The organism is Micromonospora sp. NPDC049102 (genome assembly GCF_043197485.1).
Taxonomy (GTDB): domain Bacteria; phylum Actinomycetota; class Actinomycetes; order Mycobacteriales; family Micromonosporaceae; genus Micromonospora.
The window spans coordinates 26,208-46,617 of record NZ_JBICTE010000010.1; the positions used below are offsets into that span (position 1 = coordinate 26,208).

Annotated in this window: 19 protein-coding genes and 4 pseudogenes; 11 read left to right on the plus strand and 12 right to left on the minus strand. The window is 72.5% G+C overall.

Annotated features, from left to right (window positions below):
- The first annotated feature begins 34 nt into the window (after positions 1-34).
- The 5 genes and pseudogenes from ACGFH9_RS12880 to ACGFH9_RS12900 form a co-directional block, all read left to right on the plus strand.
- A complete protein-coding gene (locus ACGFH9_RS12880) occupies positions 35-310 on the plus strand; it encodes a hypothetical protein (protein WP_393218038.1) in 276 nt (91 codons plus the stop codon).
- On the plus strand, positions 303-917 hold the full coding sequence (locus ACGFH9_RS12885) for a DUF6879 family protein (protein WP_393218040.1): 615 nt from the start codon (positions 303-305) through the stop codon (positions 915-917). The genes ACGFH9_RS12880 and ACGFH9_RS12885 overlap by 8 nt, the downstream gene beginning before the upstream one ends.
- Positions 918-950: 33 nt before the next feature.
- Complete coding sequence (locus ACGFH9_RS12890) at positions 951-1,742, plus strand: DUF6082 family protein (protein WP_393218043.1); 792 nt, start codon at positions 951-953, stop codon at positions 1,740-1,742.
- Between the two features lie 279 nt (positions 1,743-2,021).
- Positions 2,022-2,876: a hypothetical protein gene (locus tag ACGFH9_RS12895; RefSeq protein WP_393218046.1), complete on the plus strand. Its 855-nt coding sequence runs from the start codon at positions 2,022-2,024 to the stop codon at positions 2,874-2,876.
- Positions 2,877-3,048: 172 nt separating this feature from the next.
- Positions 3,049-3,645, plus strand: a pseudogene (locus ACGFH9_RS12900) (hypothetical protein); the annotation flags it as partial.
- A gap of 29 nt (positions 3,646-3,674) precedes the next feature.
- Here ACGFH9_RS12900 and ACGFH9_RS12905 read toward each other — a convergent pair.
- Both ACGFH9_RS12905 and ACGFH9_RS12910 read right to left on the minus strand, forming a co-directional pair.
- Positions 3,675-4,043 (minus strand): DUF4180 domain-containing protein, encoded by a 369-nt coding sequence (locus tag ACGFH9_RS12905; protein ID WP_393218048.1) that lies wholly within the window; start codon positions 4,041-4,043, stop codon positions 3,675-3,677.
- Positions 4,036-4,485 (minus strand): helix-turn-helix domain-containing protein, encoded by a 450-nt coding sequence (locus ACGFH9_RS12910; protein ID WP_393218050.1) that lies wholly within the window; start codon positions 4,483-4,485, stop codon positions 4,036-4,038. The genes ACGFH9_RS12905 and ACGFH9_RS12910 overlap by 8 nt, the downstream gene beginning before the upstream one ends.
- Before the next feature lie 100 nt (positions 4,486-4,585).
- Between ACGFH9_RS12910 and ACGFH9_RS12915 the strand changes: the two genes are divergently transcribed.
- The gene (locus ACGFH9_RS12915; RefSeq protein ID WP_393218053.1) at positions 4,586-8,032 is read left to right on the plus strand and encodes an ATP-binding protein; all 3,447 of its coding nucleotides are present in this window, start codon (positions 4,586-4,588) and stop codon (positions 8,030-8,032) included.
- 393 nt (positions 8,033-8,425) lie between these two features.
- On the opposite strand, the gene ACGFH9_RS12920 is transcribed toward ACGFH9_RS12915, so the two are convergent.
- The gene (locus tag ACGFH9_RS12920; protein ID WP_393218056.1) at positions 8,426-9,292 is read right to left on the minus strand and encodes an ABC transporter permease; all 867 of its coding nucleotides are present in this window, start codon (positions 9,290-9,292) and stop codon (positions 8,426-8,428) included.
- Positions 9,289-10,302 carry an ATP-binding cassette domain-containing protein gene (locus ACGFH9_RS12925; RefSeq protein WP_393218059.1) on the minus strand — a complete coding sequence of 338 codons (1,014 nt, stop codon included), beginning with the start codon at positions 10,300-10,302 and terminating at the stop codon, positions 9,289-9,291. Before ACGFH9_RS12925 ends, ACGFH9_RS12920 begins: the two co-directional genes overlap by 4 nt.
- 175 nt (positions 10,303-10,477) lie before the next feature.
- Here ACGFH9_RS12925 and ACGFH9_RS12930 point away from each other — a divergent pair, with 175 nt between their 5' ends.
- Both ACGFH9_RS12930 and ACGFH9_RS12935 read left to right on the plus strand, forming a co-directional pair.
- Complete coding sequence (locus ACGFH9_RS12930) at positions 10,478-10,939, plus strand: GNAT family N-acetyltransferase (RefSeq protein ID WP_393218061.1); 462 nt, start codon at positions 10,478-10,480, stop codon at positions 10,937-10,939.
- 158 nt (positions 10,940-11,097) lie between these two features.
- Positions 11,098-11,364, plus strand: a complete 267-nt coding sequence (locus ACGFH9_RS12935) for a hypothetical protein (protein ID WP_393218064.1) — start codon at positions 11,098-11,100, stop codon at positions 11,362-11,364.
- 21 nt (positions 11,365-11,385) lie between these two features.
- Here ACGFH9_RS12935 and ACGFH9_RS12940 read toward each other — a convergent pair whose 3' ends face one another.
- From ACGFH9_RS12940 to ACGFH9_RS12950, 3 genes and pseudogenes are all read right to left on the minus strand, one after another.
- Entirely contained in the window at positions 11,386-12,237 is an 852-nt protein-coding gene (locus ACGFH9_RS12940) for an aldo/keto reductase (RefSeq protein ID WP_393218067.1), read from the minus strand.
- Between the two features lie 104 nt (positions 12,238-12,341).
- Positions 12,342-12,689: pseudogene (locus tag ACGFH9_RS12945) on the minus strand (LysR substrate-binding domain-containing protein); the annotation flags it as partial.
- A gap of 227 nt (positions 12,690-12,916) precedes the next feature.
- A pseudogene (locus ACGFH9_RS12950) lies at positions 12,917-13,024 on the minus strand (LysR family transcriptional regulator); the annotation flags it as partial.
- A gap of 101 nt (positions 13,025-13,125) precedes the next feature.
- Between ACGFH9_RS12950 and ACGFH9_RS12955 the strand changes: the two are divergent.
- Positions 13,126-13,269: pseudogene (locus ACGFH9_RS12955) on the plus strand (serine hydrolase); the annotation flags it as partial.
- A 63-nt stretch (positions 13,270-13,332) separates the two neighbouring features.
- Here the strand turns inward: ACGFH9_RS12955 and ACGFH9_RS12960 are convergent.
- Genes ACGFH9_RS12960 through ACGFH9_RS12970 form a run of 3 tightly spaced genes read right to left on the minus strand, consistent with a single transcriptional unit; the run spans position 13,333 to position 15,725 of the window.
- Positions 13,333-13,872, minus strand: a complete 540-nt coding sequence (locus ACGFH9_RS12960) for a DUF1697 domain-containing protein (RefSeq protein ID WP_393218070.1) — start codon at positions 13,870-13,872, stop codon at positions 13,333-13,335.
- 30 nt (positions 13,873-13,902) lie between these two features.
- A complete protein-coding gene (locus ACGFH9_RS12965) occupies positions 13,903-14,571 on the minus strand; it encodes a response regulator (protein ID WP_393218073.1) in 669 nt (222 codons plus the stop codon).
- Entirely contained in the window at positions 14,568-15,725 is a 1,158-nt protein-coding gene (locus tag ACGFH9_RS12970; RefSeq protein WP_393218076.1) for a sensor histidine kinase, read from the minus strand. Before ACGFH9_RS12970 ends, ACGFH9_RS12965 begins: the two co-directional genes overlap by 4 nt.
- A gap of 169 nt (positions 15,726-15,894) precedes the next feature.
- On the opposite strand from ACGFH9_RS12970, the gene ACGFH9_RS12975 reads away from it, so the two are divergent.
- Positions 15,895-16,644 carry an ABC transporter ATP-binding protein gene (locus ACGFH9_RS12975; protein ID WP_393218079.1) on the plus strand — a complete coding sequence of 250 codons (750 nt, stop codon included), beginning with the start codon at positions 15,895-15,897 and terminating at the stop codon, positions 16,642-16,644.
- Complete coding sequence (locus ACGFH9_RS12980; RefSeq protein WP_393218082.1) at positions 16,638-19,067, plus strand: FtsX-like permease family protein; 2,430 nt, start codon at positions 16,638-16,640, stop codon at positions 19,065-19,067. The genes ACGFH9_RS12975 and ACGFH9_RS12980 overlap by 7 nt, the downstream gene beginning before the upstream one ends.
- 8 nt (positions 19,068-19,075) lie before the next feature.
- Here the strand turns inward: ACGFH9_RS12980 and ACGFH9_RS12985 are convergent, their stop codons facing one another.
- Together ACGFH9_RS12985 and ACGFH9_RS12990 are read right to left on the minus strand one after the other, a co-directional pair.
- Positions 19,076-19,639 carry an SOUL family heme-binding protein gene (locus ACGFH9_RS12985; protein ID WP_393218084.1) on the minus strand — a complete coding sequence of 188 codons (564 nt, stop codon included), beginning with the start codon at positions 19,637-19,639 and terminating at the stop codon, positions 19,076-19,078.
- A 31-nt stretch (positions 19,640-19,670) separates the two neighbouring features.
- Entirely contained in the window at positions 19,671-20,408 is a 738-nt protein-coding gene (locus ACGFH9_RS12990; protein ID WP_393218087.1) for a hypothetical protein, read from the minus strand.
- Positions 20,409-20,410: the final 2 nt, after the last annotated feature.

The window sequence follows — 20,410 nt, forward strand, 5'->3', positions numbered from 1 at the left end:
TGTTAGCCCGGCCGTCAATCCACAATCGTGGGAGATGAACATGACCGGACATTGGGAAGCAGACCGCACTGCACGCATCTCGCGCAGGCTCGGCAAGTCGGCCGCAGAACTGGGTGAGAGCGGGGGAACGACGACCTGTCCCGACGTCTGGGAACTGTCGAACGGCGATGTCGCGGTCATCGGGCGCGATCTGACCGACGTTCTTGCCACCCGCCTACCCGACGGGGTGAGTGTGGGTGCAGACGAACGAGTTGTCGTCGTCCCGCGAAGCATGATCGTCGCCGCCAAGCCGGACATCCCGGATGCGTGATCTGTTGGATGCGGTCGGCCGGCAACGGTTGAGCCTCGCAGAGTACGACGCCGACTTCTACTCGACCGTCGAGTCAACCGATGGCCCCATCCTCAAGACCGAGCGGATGCAGACCTTCCGCGAGCCGGGCAGCCCCAGTTGGGAGGCCTACGCCGATGGCCGATGGGAGGAGGCTCTTCGGATCGCCGCCGAGCCGAACCCGGAGCTGGTGGCGTTCTTCGAGCACCTTGACCAACTGGGTTCCGGCCTTCGACGCCTGCGGATCGTCGAACTGCCGCTGACGCCGTACCTGATCTGGGAACTGAATTTCCTGCGCTACCGGGCGGAAGCCGGAGAGCAGATTCGCGTGCTGGACGCGCAATCGGTCAGCCAGTGGGAGGCGGCGGCCGGGGCGGTTCCGGAGCTGATGGTGGTCGGCGGTCAGGCCGTCTACGAGGTTCTCTACGACGATTCCGGTGCCCCTGTCGGTGCCGAGAAGACAGTTGAACCGGCCGTGGTGGCGGGCTGCCGGAGCCGTGTGCTGTCGCTGCTTGAGCAGGCCGAGCCCTTCGAATCCTTCTTCCGTCGAGAGGTCGACGGGACAAGGCCGGGACTGCCGCAGCTGTAGTAGCCTGCCTCCACCAGCGAGCGTGGAGGCAGTGTGCCCCGACTCCGGACGGTCGCCGATCTGGCCCGTCGTTCCGCCACGCCAACGATCCTGCTCCTCGCCGTCCTGGCCATGCTGGCAGCCGTCCTGTTCTCGCCCGCTGTCCTACTCTGGATCGGCAGGCGGCCCGGGTACGACTGGCCGTTGTTGGGCAACGTCGGCCAGACGTACGGCGCTGCCTCGGCGATCCTCGCGGCTCTTGCGCTCATCGGTGTGGTGTCGTCGCTGGCGCTGCAGGCACGGGAGGCCAAGGCGGCCCGTGAGCAGGCCCTGCGCGCCCTGCACACCGACCTGCTCAAGATGGCCATCGACGAACCCGCGCTTCTCGAATGCTGGGGGCCGATCGAGGACGCCACCGACATCGAATGGTTCCGCAAGCACGTCTACGCGAACCTCATCGTGTCCCACTGGCAGTTGATGTGGGAGGTGGATGTTCTCACCGCACGGCACCTGGAGGTGCTCGCGGACCAGTTCTTCAAGGGGCGCGTTGGCCGGCGGTTCTGGGCCGAGGCGCGTGCGCCGCGGATGACCGCCGAGACGTCGCGACGCGCCCGGCGTTTCACGGCGACCGTCGACCGTCGCTACCTGGCAGCAGTGGGCGCAGGGCCGGCCGAGGATGAGCCCGTCAGGACCGCAGGAACGACCAGTCCCGACATGGCGCCTGCGCGAGGGGGCCGGCCGGCGGGGCAGGCGACCGCGCTCGCTGTCGGCGTCGTACTCGGTGCCGCTGTCGTCCTTGCCGGTCGCCGTCGACGCCTCGGAGGCTCAGCCCGACGCGACGGCTGAGCGCCTCAGCCGAACGCGTCGCCGAATTCGCGTACCCCGTCGACGTCCAGAACTGAACGGCGTTGCGGCTAGTCCTCGTGCGCGGGGAGTCGGCCGTCTGCTACGCGACGTAGTCGGTTTGGAGATAACGCCTGGTCACGCGACTACTTACCGTCAAGTGGTCATCACCACCGGCTTCGATCCTGGCGTCACAACAGGGCCGTCGAGGTCTCAGACGGGAGAAACACCATGCGTGCTCAGAACCAAACCCGGCGGTTCGGCGCCCCAGTATCCGTACTCGTGCTCGGTCTCGTCGTTGCCGCGACGGTGCTCGCCCCGGCGAGCCCGGCTTCGGCCGCGGTCCCCGGCCTGGTGCGGATCTCCGCGACCAGCGTCGCCGACTCCGCCGACTTCCACTCCATCACTGCCACCTGCCCGGTCGGCAAGGTCCTCACCGGTACGGGCTACGAACTCAACGGCGCGACCGGCGAGGCCATCCTCGACGACCTGCGCCCCAACGGAGGCCCGGCAACCGCGCCGACGGCCGTAACGGTGGGCGCCTATGAGGCCGAGCCGTACGCCGGCGTCTGGTCGGTGACCGCGTACGCGATCTGCGCCAACCCGGTGCCGGGGCTCGTGCGGGTGTCGGCGGTAAGCGTCAACGACTCGGCCGACTTCCACTCGACCACCGCCACCTGTCCCGTCGGCAAGGTCCTCACCGGCACGGGCTACGAACTCAACGGGGTCACCGGTGAGGGTGTCGTCGACGACTTTCGCCCCAACGGCGGCGTCGCCACCGCGCCCACCGCCGTCACCGTGGGCGCCTACGAGTCGGATGCCACCGCGTTGACCTGGTCGGCGACCGCGTACGCCATCTGCGCCAACCCGCTGGCCGGCCTGGTACGTACGTCCACCGTGGGCGCCAGCAACTCGCTCGACTTCCGGAGCGTCGTGGCGGGTTGCCCGGTCGGGAAGGTGCTGACCGGCGCCGGCTACGAGCTGAACGGCGTCACCGGTGAGGGTGTCGTCGACGACTTCCGGCCCAACGGCAACACGACGACCGCGCCGACGACTGTCGACTCGGGCGCGTACGAGGAGGACGCGTTCGCCGGCAACTGGTCCGACACGGCGTACGCCATCTGCGCCACCGCCTGACCGCGCGCTGTCCGGTGTGGCCGCCTCGCACGTTTGGGGGCAGCCACGTCCGTCAGGCTCGATACCCCGATATGACGTTCTCGGACGGTCAGGCCGGTGGGCGCGCCATAGCGTGCAGGCGACGGAGGCGCCCGAGCACGGCGGGCTGCTTCGCGACCTGAGGGAGGCGGTCATGCGGCAAGCACTACCGGGGGAGTGCCCGATCCCCGTCCAGGTGGACCGGTGGCGGGCAGGGCTGCCGGCCGACGCCTGGCCCGACGGCTTTCCGGCCAGCGGCGATGTCTGGCGGCGGGACGTGTTCGCGGTCGCCGACGCGTACCGAACCGGGTCGGCGACCGCGCGGCAACTCCTGGCCGCGGTGCTGATGTGGGGTTACGGGCCCATCGGGTACGGGCCGTGGCGGGCCGCCACGTCGCTCGGCGGCGACCCGACGGGCCAGCGCCTGGTGGCGGCCCTCGACGAGGTGTCGGCGTCGGTGTTGGACGAGGACATGCTGCGCACGGCGTACCGCCGGTTCCGCGACCCGGGCCAGGCCCGCCTGCCCTGGTTGGGGCCGGCCTTCTTCACGAAGGTTCTCTACTTCGTCGGCTACCGCCAGGGGGCGGGCGGCGTGCAGCCCCTGATCCTCGATCGCGTCGTGGCCGGTCACCTCCCCGCCGAGGCCGGTGTCACCCGCCGCAACGGTTGGTCGTCGGAGGAGTGGTTGGCCTACCTGTGCTGGGCCTCCGGACAGGCCCGGAGCAGGGGCGTTGAGCCCGACGAGGTGGAGTTGGCGGTCTTCCAGAGCCGGTGGCGGCGTCAGGACGCGGCGCGCAGCCGCTCGTCGAGGGCATCGAGGTCGGGCACGAACCAGACGTGCCCGCCCCGGTTCGACTCGTGCACGAGAGCGCGCAGCGCCGAGCTCTGGGCGAGCTGCGTGGAGATGTCACCGACCACGGCGAGTCGCAGCCGGTAGTTGACGAACTTCTGCATCACGTCGCCGGCGAAGCGGGTGCCCAGCGAGAAGAAGCTCTCGTCGAACCGGTTGGCCGGCACGGCCACCACCTGGGCGCCGAGGAAGGCCGCGCCGATGAGGTCCAGCGCGTCCTGCTCGGTGGCGACCGGCGGGCCGGCCGGGTCGCAGACCAGCACCGGCACCCCGGCGCGCTGCTGCATCTCGTCAGGCATCGTGGACCTCCCGGTCGAGTAGGCCGTTGTCGGCGGTGAGGACGGCGTCGAGCAGGTGCAGCAGTTCGGCAGTGCCGGCGGGATCGCCGATGATGATGATCTTCAGGCGGCGGCGCTGCTCGTCGTGCACGGTCTGCACGCGCAGCGGCCGGGCCGGGTCGTGGCCGGTGTTGGCGCTGGCGAGCACGAGCGTGCCGAGCCGGTCGGCGGCCGCCCGGTCGACGCCGTCGATCTGCACGATGCTCGACACCTCCGCCTGGCCGGCCACGATGGCGGCGGGCGGCTGTCCGATGAGCGCGTCGAGGTCGCTGGCGGCGATCCGGTACTGCTTGCCGATCCGTACGGCTCGCAGTCGGCCGGAGCGGATGTAGCCGCGCACGGTGCGCACGTGCAAGCCGAGCCGGTCGGCGACCTGCTCAACCGAGTACATTTCTTCCGTCATCGTTCCCCATCCTACTCTGTATAGGAAGGATGCGGAGTAATAGGTTCGGCCCGCATATTCGACGTCCAGCGTCGGAGGGTTCCAGTACCGTCTGGAAACCATGGACGTGCGGGTCGGCGACGCCATCATCGGGCGGGATCACCCCGCGGGTCTGCTGCGCGCCGAACTGGACCGGGCCGCCACCAGCCATGGCGGTCTCGTCCTGGTCACCGGTGAGCCGGGCATCGGCAAGACCACACTCGTCACGTCGGCGGCGCGGGAAGCCCGCCGGCGGGGCGCGCTCGTGGTCGGCGCGGCCTGCTGGGACTCCGACAGCGCCCCCGGTTACTGGCCGTGGGTGCAGGTGTTGCGCGCGATCCGACGCTCCGCCGACGACTGGGCGCTCGCACGCCCGGACGCCGAGCCCGCCCTCGCCGCCCTGCTCGGCGAGACCGGCACCGGTGACGTACCCGGCCTCACCGTCGCCTGGTCGACTCGCGACGGCCAGGATGTCGCCGACCAGGAGGCGTTCGCCCTGTACGACGCGGTGACCGCGGCACTGGTCGCCGTCTCCGCGCGCCGGCCGGTGGTGGTCGTCCTCGACGACCTGCACTGGGCCGACCCGGCTTCGCTGCGGCTGCTGGCGTTCGCCGCCCAGCACACCTGGTTCGAACGCCTGTTGCTGATCGGCACGTACCGCGACGCGGAGGTCGAGGCGGGCGACCATCCGCTGCGTGCGCTGTTGCTGCCCCTGGTCGCCAAGGCCACCACGATCACCCTCACCGGCCTGGCCCGCGACGAGGTGGCCGCGTTGATGGCGCGTACCGCCGGCCGGGAACCTGCCCCTGACCTGGCCGACGAGGTGCACCGCCGCACCGGCGGCAACCCGTTCTTCGTCGAGGAGACCGCGCGGCTGTGGCACGCCGACGGCACGACCGGCACCATCCCGCCCGGCGTACGCGAGGCGGTGCGACGTCGGCTCGCCCAGTTGCCCGCCGCGGTGGTCGAGGCGCTGACCGTCGCCGCCGTACTGGGCCGCGAGTTCCACCGGCAGGTCGTGGCGGCCAGCGCGGGGGTCCCGCCCGCGCAGGTCGACCGGCTCCTCGACGACGCGGTGACCGCCCGCCTGGTGGTCGCCCGGGGCGGCGGTCGCTTCACCTTCGCCCACGACCTCGTCCGGGAGACCCTGTACGACGGGCTCACCGTCGACGACCGGCAGGCCCGCCACGCCGCAGTGGTCCGGGCGGTGGACCCGCCGAGAGCGCCCACCGACCGGCCGATCCCTGCCGACCTGGCCCGCCACGCCTACCTGGCCGGTGCCGCGCTCGACCGGACCCGGGCCGTCGAGCTGCTGGTCGCCGCCGGGCGGGACGCGTTCGCCCGGCTCGCCGCCGACGAGGCGGGGATGCACTTCCGCCGAGCGTTGGAGATCGTCGAGGACCCCGCGCAGCGGATTCGGCTGCTCGTCGACTTCGGGGAGGTGCAGTCCCACCACGCCGGCAGAGCGGAGGCCGTACGCCTGCTGGCCGAAGCCGCGACGCTCGCCCGTACGCTCGACGACCCCGTGCCGCTGGCCCGCGTCGCGCTCACCGTGCACCGCGCCCGCCAGGTGGACACCACCCACGCGGTCGACACGACGGACCTGATCCGCGAGGCGTACCGGCGGTTGATCGGCGAGCCCGCCGCCACCGCCCCGACGGGCACTCTGGTAGCGGATCTGATCACCGCCACGGAGACCATCGCCCGTCGGGGTCGCGACGACGAGGCGCTCACCTTCAGCCTGTGGGCCCGCCACGACACCACCTGGGGGCTGGGCACCGCGGCGGCGAGGGCCGCGCTCACCGCCGAGATCCGGGACGTGGCCCGACGATCGGGTGACCGGGAGACCGAGCTGTGGGCCACGTCGCTGCGCTGGGTGGCGTTACTGGAACTGGGCGATCCGCGCTTCATGGAGGAGTTCACCGCGTTCGTCACCGTGGGCCAGCAGGGTGAGTTGGCTCGTCCCCGGATGGCGGCGGCGGTCGACGGTGGGATCATCGCGGCGTTCCGGGGCGACTTCGCCGAGGCGGACGAGCGGTTCACCGTCATCGCCGAGCTGTCCGACCCGGGGCACGCCGAATTCGCCTTCATGGGTCACCACCTGCGCTGGGCCCGGCTGCTGTTGCAGGGGCGCTTCGACGAGATCGACGCGCTGCTGCGCGAGTGGGCGCCGACCGACTACCCGTACCGGGAGCTGCTGTCGGCCATCACGGCCGCCGAGCGTGGCGACGACGACGAAACGGTGCGGTTGACCGCCGGCATCGAGGCCGCCGGCATCCACTACCCGCGTCCGGTGTCGCCGCTGTGGCTGCGCCTGCGCGCACAGGCCGCCGCCGCGTCCCGGGACCCGCGCCGCTGCGACGACGCCCGCGTCGCGCTGACCCCACACGCTGGACAGTGGGCGGTAGGGCTGTTCGGCTGCGACATCAGCGGACCCATCGACCACTGGCTCGCCGTCGTCAACGCCGCACAGGAGCGCTGGGACGACGCGATCACCGGCTTCACGGCGGCCCGCGACGCCGCCGACCGGATGGGCTCCCGACCCTGGTCACTCATCGCCCGCGCCGAACTGGTGAACGCCCTCGCCCGCCGTGGCCACCCGGGCGACGCCGCGACGCTGGCGGAGGTGCGCGCCACCACCGTCCGGGACGCCACCGCCCTCGGCATGAAGCAGGTGCTCCTCCGGCTCGCCAACCCGGACCCAACCCACGCCGAGCCGGGCCAAGGCGGGCTGGCTCACGCCGCGTCGGGCCGCGCCGCGTCGGGGCCCGCTGGGTCGGGGCCCGCTGGGTCGGGCCCCGCCGCGTCGGATCACGCTGCGTCGGGGCCCGCCGGTGGCCGGGCCGGGGGCAGTGGGCTGGGCGATGTCGCGCTGGCGGGCCAGGCCGGCGGCGGAGGCCACGCAGGCGGGGGCGACCAGGTGGTCGGGGGCGGCCCGGCCGTCGGCCGGCGTCAGGTGGTGCCGTCCGACCCCACCATCGAGGGGTACGCGTTCCAGCGCGACGGGCCGGTCTGGCGGCTCGCGTACGCGGGAGTGGTGGCACACCTGCCCGACGCCAAGGGCCTGCACGACCTGCACCTGCTGCTGGGCCGCCCCGGCAGTGACGTCCCGGCGGTGGAACTGCTCGACCCGGCCGCCGGGCCGGTGCTGGTGGCCGCCCGTCGGATGGGCGGCGACCCGGTCCTCGACGACGAGGCGAAGGCCCGCTACCGGCGGCACCTGACACGCCTCGACGACGAGATCGACCGGGCCGCCGCGCGTGGCGACACGGCGAAGGTAGGGGCGCTGGACGTCGAGCGCGGCGCGTTGATCGAGGAGTTGCGCGCCGCGGCGGGGCTGGCCGGTCGAAGCCGACGGCTGGGCGACGAGGCCGAACGCGCCCGCAAGACGGTCACCGCGCGAATCCGCGACACCCTGCGCAAGCTCGACGACAACCATCCCGCGCTGGCCAACCACCTGCGGGACGCGGTCTCCACCGGCACCACCTGTCGCTACCTCCCGCAAACCCGCCTCCCCTGGCACCTCTAACCAAGCCCCAAGCCCTCACACCCCGCACCCCGCACCCCGCGCCCCGCGCCTCCGCGATCTTGCACTTTCGGTTGTCGACTTGGGCATTTGCGTCGCTTATGTCGCCGCAGAAAGTGCAAGATCGCCGGGAGCGGGAGCGGGGGGTTGAGGGTTGGTGGCTGTTAGGCCGTGTGTCAAAGCCCCTGGCCGGCCTGCGGAGGCCGAGAGGACCGGCCGTTTCGGCCGCTGGTGAACCGTCGCTCGCGGGCCCGTGGTCCGGCCGGATCGGAGCCGCCCCCTCCATTGAGCGTGATGCCTGTGGGTCATCAAGATGACTCACAGGCATCACCCTCATCGTGGTGTCCGCCGTCCGCCGTCCGCCCCTCTGCTCGACCGAGGACCTTGACACACGGCCTAGCGGCGGTTGTAGCGGTGCATTGTCAGGGTGCCGAAGACGACGACGAAGCCGGCGCTCCACACCAGGAGCCACATCGTGGCGGACGGGTCCGTTTCGCCGGACATGACGGCGCGTACCGCGGCCACCAGCTGCGTCACCGGGTTGACCTTCACGAACGCCTGGAGCCAGCCGGGCATGGTGGTCGGCTCGACGAAGACGTTGCTGAGGAACGTCAGCGGGAACAGCACCATCATGCTGACCCCCATCACCGACTTCTCGCTGCGCAGGATCAGGCCGAAGAACGTCCACACCCAGGAGAACGCGAACGAGAAGACCACCAGCAGCCCGATCCCGGTGGCCACGCCGGCGACGCCACCGGCGGGCCGGAAGCCGAGCGCCAGCCCGACACCGAGGATGACCAGGGCGGCGAGGACGTAGCGCAGCACGTCCCCGAAGATCATGCCGACCAGCGCGGCGGGCCGCCAGACGGGCAGCGTCCGGAAGCGGTCGAAGATGCCCTTCTCGATGTCGGTGTTGAGGCCGATGCCGGTGTACATGGTGATCATCACGACGCTTGTCACCATGATGCCGGGCAGGAAGAACTGGAGGTAGTCACGCGGGCTGTCGGCGAGGGCACCACCGAACAGGTACGTGAACATCAGCACCATGATGATCGGGAATGCGGTCACGTCGAAGAGCTGTTCCGGCACGTGCTTGATCTTCAGCAGGGCTCGCCAGCCGAAGGTGAGCGACGCGCCCAACGCGCTCGGCCGGGTCGGTCGGGCACCCGGCGCGAGGACTGTCGCCAACGCCTCGGCGGACGGTACGTAGACCGACGGTGCCCGTTCGGCGGTGGTGGCGGCGGTGGTGGTGGTGTCGCTCATCGGGCTGCCTCCAGCTCGTCGTCGCGCTCGTCGGCCGACACGGCCGGGTGGTCGGTCAGGGCCAGGAAGACCTCGTCCAGGCTGGGCTGGCCGAGGGAGAAGTCGTCGACGACGATGCCGGCGCGGGTCAGGTCACCGAGTGCGCGGGCCGCCTGCGCGCTGGCGTCGAGGTCGGTGCCGGCCTCGCCGACGCGGGCGGTCAGGGCCACCGGATCGGCGGCGAGCTGCACCGGCACGTTCAGTGCCTCCCGGAGTACCTGCTCGGCCTGGGGCCGCTGGCCGGGGTCGCGCAGTCGCAGGTGGACCGTGCCGGAGCCGACCGACGACTTCAGCTCGCCCGGTGTGCCCTCCGCGATCACCCGACCGTGGTCGACGACCGCGATCCGCCCGGCGAGCTGGTCGGCCTCGTCGAGGTACTGGGTGGTCAGCAGCACGGTCGTGCCGTGCGACACCACGGCGCGGACGATCTCCCACACCTGGTTACGGCTGCGCGGGTCGAGGCCTGTCGTCGGCTCGTCGAGGAAGAGCAGGTCAGGGGCGTTCAGGATGCTCGCGGCGATGTCGATGCGTCGTCGCATGCCACCCGAGTACTTCTTCACCTGGCGGTCGCTCGCCTCGGTCAGACCGAACGCAGCCAGCAGCGCCGCCGCGCGGTCCCGGGCGGCCGGCTTGCGCAGGCCCAGCAGACGGGCCAGCAGCACCAGGTTCTCCGTGCCGGTGAGGTCCTCGTCGACGGAGGCGTACTGGCCGGTGAGGCTGACCCGGCTGCGGACCTTGTCGGCCTCGGTGACCACGTCGTGCCCGAAGACCCGCGCCGTGCCGCCGTCGGGACGCAGCAGCGTCGCCAACACCCGGACCGCCGTGGTCTTGCCGGCCCCGTTCGGGCCGAGTAGGCCGTAGACGGTGCCGGCGGGCACCCGCAGGTCCATGCCGGCCAGCGCCCGGGTCTCCCCGAACGAGCGGGTGAGCCCCTCGGCCTCGATGGCCAGGCCGGTGGCGCGTCTGTTCATCTTTCGTACCTCTCGTCCGATGGCCGGCGACGTCGTGGTCGGTGTGACCAACGACCCCGCCGTCCTACAGGCGCGAGGTGACGATCGCCTGTCCGCTAGATCGGAACTAGCGCGTGCCGTTTCGGGACGGAATGTCGGTGGGACCGGCTTGACTGGGGTCGACGAGGGGGACGGAATGACGCCGGTACGCATCGAGCCGTGGCACGAGGATGATCTCGATCTGCTGCGGCAGCTCAACTCACCGGACACGCGCAGACACCCGGGCGGCCCGGAGACCGACGAGCAGGTGGTCGCCCGGCACGACCGGTACGTGCACTTCGCCGAGGGCGGGCAGGGGTGCATGTTCACGGTGGTGCTGCGGGACGGCACGCGGGCGGGCAGCGTCGGCTACTGGGCTCGCGAGTGGTGCGACCAACCGGTGTACGAGCTGGGCTGGGCGGTGCTGCCCGCGTACCGGGGGCAGGGGCTGGCGACCGCCGCGGTGCGCGCGGCTCTCGACGTGGCGCGCGCCCGACGGGACCGGCGCTATGCGCACGCGTACCCGTCCGTCGACAACCCCGCCTCGAACGCGGTCTGCCCCAAGGCGGGCTTCACCCTGCTGGGCCGTCGCGCCGGTCTGCCCGGCGACCTCCCGTAGGGCGGCCAGCCGCCGGGGTGCGCTCGGCAGGTCGTACGCGGTACTGCATCCGGGTCGCGGGGGGAGGGGGGAGAACCCGCCGTCGCCCGTCGGACCGAGCCGCGTGGTGCCGCCCGGGCTGCGGCACCTGCTCGACGCCATGACGGAGACCCCTGCGCGTGATCCGCTGGACCTTCCGGCAGCCGGTGACCGACGCCCACTGGTCCGATGCCGACGCCCGCCGGTTCGTGCACAGCACGGTCGCCGACCTGCGGGCCGCCTACGGCCGTTACCCGGACGATCCGGCGATCCGCGAGCTGGTCACCGAGCTGCTCGGCACGTCGCCACGCTTCGCCCGGCTCTGGGCCGAGCACGAGGTCGAGGAGCGGCGTCCTATCGTGAAGCGGGTGACCCACCCCGAACAGCACGCTGCCCCGGAGCAGTGACTCCGGGGCAGCGCGCGCGGCTCAGCGGGGTACGTAGGCGAAGGTGTCCGGGTTCGGGCCCTGCCGCCCGGCCTCGCCCTTGTTCAGTCCGGTGATCCGCTCCATCGCCGCGTCGTCCAGCTCGAAGTCGAAGATCCCGGTGTTCTCCTCGATCCGCTTCGGGGTGGTCGACTTCGGGAAGATGATGTCGCCGCGCTGCACGTGCCACCGCAGCACCACCTGCGCCGGCGTACGGCCGACCTGCCCGGCGATGTCGACCACCGTCGGGTCGTCCAGCACCTTGCCCTGCGCGATGGGCGACCAGGCCTCGGTGAGGATGTTGTGCTCGCGGCCGTAGGCGCGGACCTCGTCGTTGGTGAAGTACGGGTGCGCCTCGATCTGGTTGACCGCCGGCACCACGCTCGCCTCGTCGGCCAGCCGCTGCAGGTGCGCCACCTGGAAGTTCGACACGCCGATCGAGCGGGCGCGACCGTCGCGCTGGAACTCCTCCAGCACCTTCCACGTCGAGACGTAGTCACCGTCGTAGAGGGTCGGCAGCGGCCAGTGGATCAGGAACAGGTCGATGTAGTCCATCTTCAACGCCGACAGCGTCGAGTCGAACGCCTTGCGGGCGTCGTCCGGGCGGTGGAAACCGTTGTTCAACTTGCTCGTCACGTACACCGAGCCGCGGTCGAGGCCGGACGTGCGGACAGCCTCGCCGACCTCGGCCTCGTTGCCGTACATCTCGGCGGTGTCGATGTGCCGGTAGCCCACCTCGAGCGCCGTGGTCACCGCCGCGACGGTGTCCTTCGGCTCGATCTGGTAAACCCCGAAGCCGAGCTGCGGGATCGTGGTGCCGTCGTTCAGGCTGATGTCAGGAATCGTGAGTGCCACTGCGGCTCCTTCGCGTCTTCGTTATCCGCTATCCGTTATCCATACCCGAGCAGGTGGATGATTCACCGCCCAAAGCGAGGTGACGAGCGCAACGGCGATTCGGTTCACCCGGTCGTGTCGAACAGCACAGGCCAGGGCCGTGCCGCCGGCACCGACGGCGACGTGGGTGGCGCCGGCTCCACGGCGACCCCACCGCCGGCCAGCACCAACCCGAACAGGAACTCCGGGTTGCGGGCGGGCCGTACCCGCGTCGGCTGCCACCCGTGCCGCCGGCACACCGCGAGCAGGTGGTCGTGCCAGCCCGGCGCGGTGGCCCGGGGCGCGGCCACCAGGTCCAGGCCGGCGAGCGCGGCGAGCGGTACCTCCCGGCCGCGCGCCAGCGGCGAGGTCCGCGGCAGCAACACCCCCAGCGGTACGTCGACAGGGGCGCCGAAGCGCAGCCCGTCCGTGTCGACCGGGTGGCGAGCTGGTCCAGCAGTCCCCGCAGTGTCACCGCGGGGGTCTCCGGCGGCACACCGGCGCGCAGGACGCTCAGCTCACCCGCGCGGACCTGGACCATGAGGTTGCGCAGCCGGCCCTCCCCGGCGAGGAGTTCCTCTGCCTCGGCGAGCAGCAGACCACCGGCGGTGGTGAGTCGCACCTGTCGGCGGGAGCGGTCGAACAGCTCGACGGCCAGTTCCCGTTCCAGCCTCTGGATCGACTGGCTCAACGGCGGCTGGGCCATCCCGAGACGGTCGGCGGCCCGTCCGAAGTGCAGCTCGTGGGCGACCACCACGAAGTGCCGCATGTCGGAGCAGGTCCACGGCCGGACCCTACGCCAGCGGCGGGGCACCGCCACTGGATACCGTGCCGGGGTGGACGTGGGGGAGCGGATCGAGCGAGCAGGTGGTGATCGCGTCGATCTTCAAGATCCTGCTGGTGCTGGAGTTCGCCCGGCAGGTCGAGGCGGGCCAGGTCGACCCGACCGAACGCGTCCTGGTGACCGCCGCCGACCGGCTCGGTGGTTGGGGGCTGGCCGGCTGCGCCGACGACGCCGAGGTGTCGTTGCGGGACCTCGCGTACTTCGCCATGTCGGTGAGCGACAACACGGCCGGGTCAGCCGGCCGCCAGCTCCGCCAGGGTGCGCACCGATTTCCAGTTGCGGGTGGTGCCCACCACGCCGAGCTTCTTCTCCAGGTACGCGTTGGTGAACTTCGTCCGGCCGTAGCCACCGTCAGGGAAGTGCAGGAAGACCTCGCGGCCGGTCACCGTGAACGCCGCGTTCTCACCACCGGGCACGGTGAGCGCGTCGGCCAGGGACTTCTTCGGCGCTGCCGCGAGGAAGGCCACCAGCAGCCGCTTCGGGTCGTCGTCGATCTCGGCGTACGGGTTGCCGCCCGCCACCGCCGCCAACTCCCGGCCGCTGCGCACCAGCACCGGCACGGTGAGCCCCAGCTCGTCGGTGAGCGCCCGCTCGATGCCGGCGGCCAGCTTCTCCGCGTCGCGCACCGTGCTGCCGAAGACCACGTTGCCGCTCTGCAGGTACGTCGTGACGTCGTCGTGCCCGAGGTCGGTGACGATCCGGCGCAGGTCGGCCATCGCGAGGCGGGTGCTGCCGACGTTGACGCCCCGCAGCAGGGCGACGTACCGGGTCATGGCTCCTCCTGGGTGTACGGCCGAACCGGCTCAGCGTAGGCCGCCCGGCCCCACCAGTCCCGTCTCGTACGCGACGATGACCAGTTGCGCGCGGTCGCGCACCGCCAACTTCGTCAACAACCGCCCGATGTGGGTCTTGACCGTGGCCTGGCTGAGGTTGAGATGCCCCGCCAGCTCGGTGTTGGACAGGCCACGACCGATCAGCGTGAGCACCTCGCGTTCCCGATCGGTCACCCCGTCGAGACGTCGGGGCAGGGGTCGGCTCGGCTCCGGCCGCCGGGCGAACTCGTCGATCAGCCGGCGGGTCACCGTCGGCGCGAGCAGCCCCTCCCCGGCGGCGACCACCCGGATTCCGGCCAACAGGTCCGCCGGCGGGGTGTCCTTGAGCAGGAATCCGCTGGCACCGGCGCGCAGCGCCCCGTAGACGTACTCGTCGAGGTCGAACGTGGTCAGGATGATGACCCGGCTGCCGGCCGTGGCCGGGTCGGCGCAGATCCGACGCGTCGCCTCGATGCCGTCCACCTCCGGCATCCGGACGTCCATCAGCACCACGTCCGGCCGGTGCTGCCCGGCCAACGCCACGGCCTCCACCCCGTTGCCCGCCTCGGCGACGGTGGTGCAGTCCCCGCTGAGGTCCACCAGCAACCGGAAGCTCCCGCGCAGCAGCGCCTGGTCGTCGGCGATCAGCACGCGGATCACGCGGCCACCCGGTAGGGCAGGCTGGCGCTGACAGCGAAGCCACCGTCGGAGCGGGGACCTGCCCGGAACTCCCCGCCGTGCAGCGCCACCCGTTCCCGCATGCCGATCAACCCGTGCCCCTCGCCGACCGTCGACACCGGTCGCCGGCCGTCGTCGGTCACCTCCACCCGCACCTCGGTGGGCAGGACGGTCACCGTGGCACGGCAGGCGGCCGGAGCGGCGTGCTTCACCACGTTGGTCACCGCCTCCTGCACGATCCGGTAGACCGCGAGGCCCACCGACTCCGGCACCGTGGCGGCCGGCTCCTCGCGCCGTACGTCGAGCCGTACGTCGACGCCGCCGATCGCCGCCTGCTCGGCGAGCACCGGCAGCTCGTCCAAGCCCGGCGGCGGTGCGTACGGGGTGCCGTCGCGCAGGACACCGAGGACCCGACGTACGTCGGTCAACGCGCCACGGCCGGTCTCCTCGATCACCCGGAGGGCGGCACCCGCCTCCCGAGGGTCGGCCTCGGCGACGTGGTTGGCGACGGCGGCCTTCACCACGATGAGGCTCAGCGTGTGGGCCACCACGTCGTGTAGCTCGCGGGCCACCCGCAGGCGCTCCTCGGTGGCTGCCTGACGGACCAGGTGGTCACTCTGCCGGGCGGCCAGGGCACGCCGCTCCCGGATCAGCCAGCCGATCAGCCAGGCCGGCGCGATCATGACGAGGGCGTAGGCGACCGCCCCGGTCCGTGACCAGAGGTCACCTGCGGTCAGCACCAGCGCGACGCTCACCAGGGCGAGGCAGACGGCGGCGCTGAGCATCGATCGGCGCGTGGTCGTCGACACCGCCACCGTGTAGAAGGACAGGCCGATGGCGAGGGCCGGCGCGGCAGCGGCGAAGTTGGGGATCACGCCGGTGATCAGGGCGACGGTGGTGACCGCGCTGATGACGGCGGCGACGGTGACCGGCCAGCGTCGCCGGACGGCCAACGGCAGCCCGAGGGCCATTCCGACCAGCACGGAAATCCAGAGTGGCTCGCGGACGCCGCCGTGCAGCGGCGACTCCAACGCCGCGTACGGGCAGAGCAGCCCGCCGACCGCCGCAGCCAGGACGGCGTCCACGACGTACAGGTCCGCCGGCCGCAGTCGCCGGGACAGCAGGTGAGCGATCACGCCACGAACGCTATCGACAAGCGGCGGCGGGCGCGTCCACCCGTGGGCCGTCATCCCCGGGTACGACTCCCGGTCGCCTGCCGCTCCCGAGGTCCGCCCAGGGGCGGGCGAGAAACTGTCCGCGCTGGCACGACGCGTGACACCGGCCGGAAGCGGCACTGTGACGGCCATGACCACAGACACGGTGACCCTGACGGGACTACGCGCGGTGTACGGCACCCCGGGACGGCCGGTGACGGCGCTCGACGGCGTGACGACCAGCTTCGCGAGCGGCACGTTCACGGCGGTGATGGGCCCGTCCGGCTCGGGGAAGTCCACCCTGTTGCACTGCGCGGCCGGGTTGGACACCCCGACCGAGGGGACCGTCACGATCGACGGTGTCCGACTTGACGACCTCGGCGAGGACGAGCTGACCCGACTGCGGCGGGACCGGATCGGCTTCGTGTTCCAGGCGTTCAACCTGGTGTCCACACTGACCGCCGCGCAGAACGTCGAGTTGCCGTCCCGCCTTGCCGGCCGCCGTCCACCGGCCGGGGACGTGGCCGTCGCGCTCGCCGCCGTCGGACTGGCCGACCGGGCCGGGCACCGGCCGAGTGAGCTGTCCGGTGGCGAGCAGCAGCGTGTCGCCGTGGCCCGAGCGTTGATCACCCGTCCGGCGGTGCTCTTCGCCGACGAGCCGACCGGCGCGCTGGACAGCGGGGCGTCGAGTCAGGTGCTCCGGCTGCTGCGCGCGCTTGTCGACGACCACGGGCAGACGGTGGTGATGGTGACCCACGATCCGGGCGCGGCCGCGTACGCCGACCGGGTCCTCCTGCTCGCCGACGGGCGCGTGGTCGACGAGTTGACCGACGGGATCACCGCCGCCGTTGTCGCCGCCCGGATCGCCGAGCGGGAGACCGTCGAGGAGCCGTCGTGGTGAGCGTCCGGCGTTCGGCCAGCGCGTTCGTGGCCGTCGCTCTCGGGGTCGCGCTGGTCGCGGCGGCGACCCTGCTGCTCGCCTCCGGCCGGCCGCAGGTGCCGGACCGGCTGGCGCGGGCGGCGGTGGTGGTGCAGAGCCCGGAGGCGGGCGCCTCTCCCGACTCGTTCGTGCCGACCCGCCCCTGGTCCGCCGAGGTCGCGGCGGACCTCGTCGGCAAGCTGACCGAGTTGCCGGGCGTCGTGGCGGCCGTTCCGGACCGGACCTTCTACGCCCAGCCGCTCGTCGACGGTCACCCCGTGGCCGTCGACAGTCGGCGCGAGGACGCCCACCAGGGGCACGGGTGGTCCAGCGCCCAGCTCGGTGGACTGCGCACCACGGCCGGCGATCCGCCCCGCAGGGCCGGCGAGGTGGCCGTCGACCGTGCGCTCGGGCTGCCGATCGGCGCGTCGGTCACCCTCCTCACCGCCTCGGGTCCGGAGCCGTACACCGTGCGCGGTCTGGTCGCCGCACCCGGCGTCCACGTCGCGGACGAGGTGGCCGCCGTGCTCGCGCCCGGCGTCCGGGCGATCGGTCTGCTGCTCGCGCCCGACGCCGACCCGGAACAGGTCGCCCGGGCGGCGCGTGGTGTCGTCGGCGGCGATGGACGGGTGCTGACCGGCGACGCGCGTGGCGCCTTGGAGCCTCGTGGTGACGCCCGTACCCGGTGGATCGGCATGCAGGTGCTCACCGCCACGGCGGCCCTCGCCGGCTTCGTCACGGTGTTCGTGGTCGCCTCCACCTTCGCGTTCACCGCCGCGCAGCGCCGCCGCGAGCTGGGTCTCCTCCGCGCCGTGGGCGCCACCGGGCGTCAGGTCCGCCGCCTGGTGTACGCCGAGGCGCTCGCCGTCGGGGCCGGCGGCGGATTCGTCGGCCTGCTGGTCGGCGCGGCGCCCGCCCCGGCGATGGGTCGGCTGCTGGTCGACGGCGGTCTGGAGCCGGCGACCTTCGCGGTCCGCTACAGCCTCTGGCCGGTTGCGGTCTCGCTCGTCGCCGGACCGGTGATCGCGCTGCTGGCCGTCTGGTCGGCGTCCCGGCGGGCGGCACGGGTCCGTCCGCTGGAGGCGTTGCGCGAGGCCGCGGTGGAGCAGCGGCCGATCGGGCGGGTGCGTGTCACCACCGGTGTGCTCCTGGTCGCGGCCGGGATCGCGCTCAGCGTCGGAACGGCGACGGCCGACGAGGCCCGGATCGCCGCGCAGTACGCCCTCTACGCGGTGATGGCCCTGGTGGCCGGTGCCACAGTGCTCGCGCCGGCGGTGGTCGGGCCGGTCGTACGGCTGCTGCGGTCGCCGGTGCGGCGGCCCGGAGGCGCGATCGGGATGCTGGTCCGGGGCGGGGCGTTGACCGCCACCCGACGGACCGCCTCCATCGCCGCGCCGGTTCTGCTCACCGTCGCGTTCGCGGTGCTGGTGTCCGGGATGGTGCGCACCACGACCGCCGCGTACGCGGCAGGTCGGGCGGACAACGTGAACGCCGGTTGGATCGTCGTGCCCGAGCGGGGACCGGGTCTGTCGGACGCGGCAGTCGCCGAGACCGGCGGGACCGCCCTCCTGCCGACCACGGTCTACCGCACCGATCCCCGGGCGCTGCCGGCGAACCGTCCACTCACCGCTCTCGGCGTGGACCCGGTGGGCTTCGCCGCCGCGAACCGGGTGCTCACCGTCGTCGCCGGTTCGCTGGGCGACCTGCGGGGCGACGACACGGTAGTGGTCACCGCCGCGACGAACCTGCGCCCGTCCGCACCGTACGAGGTGGTCTTCGCCGACGGGAGGACGGTGTCGCTGCGCGTCGTCGCCGTGGTCACCGACGGCTCGCTCCCCGGTGACCTGCTGGTGCCCCGGGCGGTGGTACGGGCGCACGACCCGTCGGCGCTGACGTCCACGGTGTACGTCCGGGACCGGATCGGAGCACCCCTCGGTGGGCGGGTCGTCGACGTCGCCACCTGGGCTGCCGAGGCGGACGCCGCCGAGGACCGCCTGGTGTGGCTGTTCACGCTGCTGCTCATCGGGGTGACCGCCGGCTACGGGGCCATCGCGGTCGCCAACACGTTGCTGCTGGCCGCCGCCGGTCGGGCCGCGGACCTGCGGCTGATCCGGCTGGCCGGGGCGACCCGGAGGCAGGTCGTCTGGTTGGTCACGGCGGAATCCGCCCTGGTGGTGCTGATCGGCGCGCTGCTCGGTGGGACGGTCGCGCTCGTCGGTCTGCTCAGCATCCGTGCCGGCCTCGCCGAGCAGGTGGGCGCACCCGTCGACCTGGTGGTGCCGTGGACGGTCGTCGGCGCGGTGGTGGGGCTGTGCCTGCTGCTGGCCGTCCTCGCCAGCGTGCTGCCGACGTGGCGGGCCCTGCGGCACCGCCCCGGGCGGTCCCCGCTCGGCACGGTCGGCTGACCGCCCGTTCACTCCACGACCGGCAGCACGACCTCGTTGCGCCGCAGGAACCATGGCTTCCACGGCGGGTCGAAGCGCGCGTACCGGATGGCCCCGGTGGGTTGCAGCCCGGCGGCGGTCACCGACCGGCCGAGCATGGTGGCCCGCCGGCTGAACGCCTGCTCCGTCCACCGACCGGAGAAGCGCACGGCCGCCGCCAGTTGGGCCGCGACCGCACGGATCCGCACCCGGGCGTCCACCGGCTCGGGCACCGTCGCGGTGGTGACGGTGGCCGGCAGGACGAACTGGATCAGGTACGCGCCCGGCCGCTCGCCCTCGATCTGGATGACCGGCACGGTCATCGCGATCTTCTCCGAGTCGCTGGCCGTCGACGTCGCCGGCACGCCGGACCCGACGGGGTGCCGGGCCTGGTTGGCGCCACCGACGTACGCGGCCAGCGGCCGGAACGCCTCGATCGGCGCCCGGGTGAACGACGCCTGGACCTGCATCTCGGCCACCAGGTGGGCCGGGTAACGGCGCAACTCGAAGCCGGGGTGTCGGGACACCACCCGGTACGGCTGCTGCTCGGTCATCGCGCGCTCCCAGGATCTCCTGGGACTGACGCTACCGCCCCTCGGGCTCCCGCTCGGCCGAAGTCGGCTGTCCCGTTCCGGGGGCGACGGTCCGCCAGTACTGGCGTCCACCCTCGTCGCGCAGCACCACCCCGAGCCGGCCGAGTTCACGGCGCAGTTCCCGCACGTCGTCGCGGCGGTCCCGTCCGAGAGCCCGGTCGCGGGCGCGCAGCAGCGCGTCCGCGCCGCCCGGCAGGCCGGGCAGGTCGGGCACCCACAGCCGGTATGCCGACCGGTGCGGGTCGTCGTCCGCCCAGGCCCAGCCGTGCGCGCGGAACGCCTCCGCCAACTGGGCCGCCGGCAGGTCCGTGGACTCCCGCAGGAGTTCCGCGCCGTGGCCGTCGAGCAGCACCAGGTGCTTGTCGGCCAGGAACACCACCCGGGTGTCGGCCCGCGCGGCGGTGCGGATCTGGTCGGCGCGGCGCAGTCGGACCTGCGCCCCGTCCACGCTGACGATCAGCCGTTCGGCGGTGCCGACGCCGGCGACGACCAGGCCGGCGAGGACGCCCACGGCGATCGCGCCGAGGGTCGCCTGGGGTTCGGGCAGCCTGTCCAACCACCTGACGAGGTCGCCGAACGGCACCCACGACAGCCGGGCCAGCCACCCAGTCGACACCGCGAGGAGCCAACCGGCGCCCGCGCCGAGCAGCGGGAAGCCACCCCACAGGACGACCAGTTCCAGCGGGCCACCGCTGACCACCGTGCGGGGGTGACAGTCGGCCGCGTCCATGG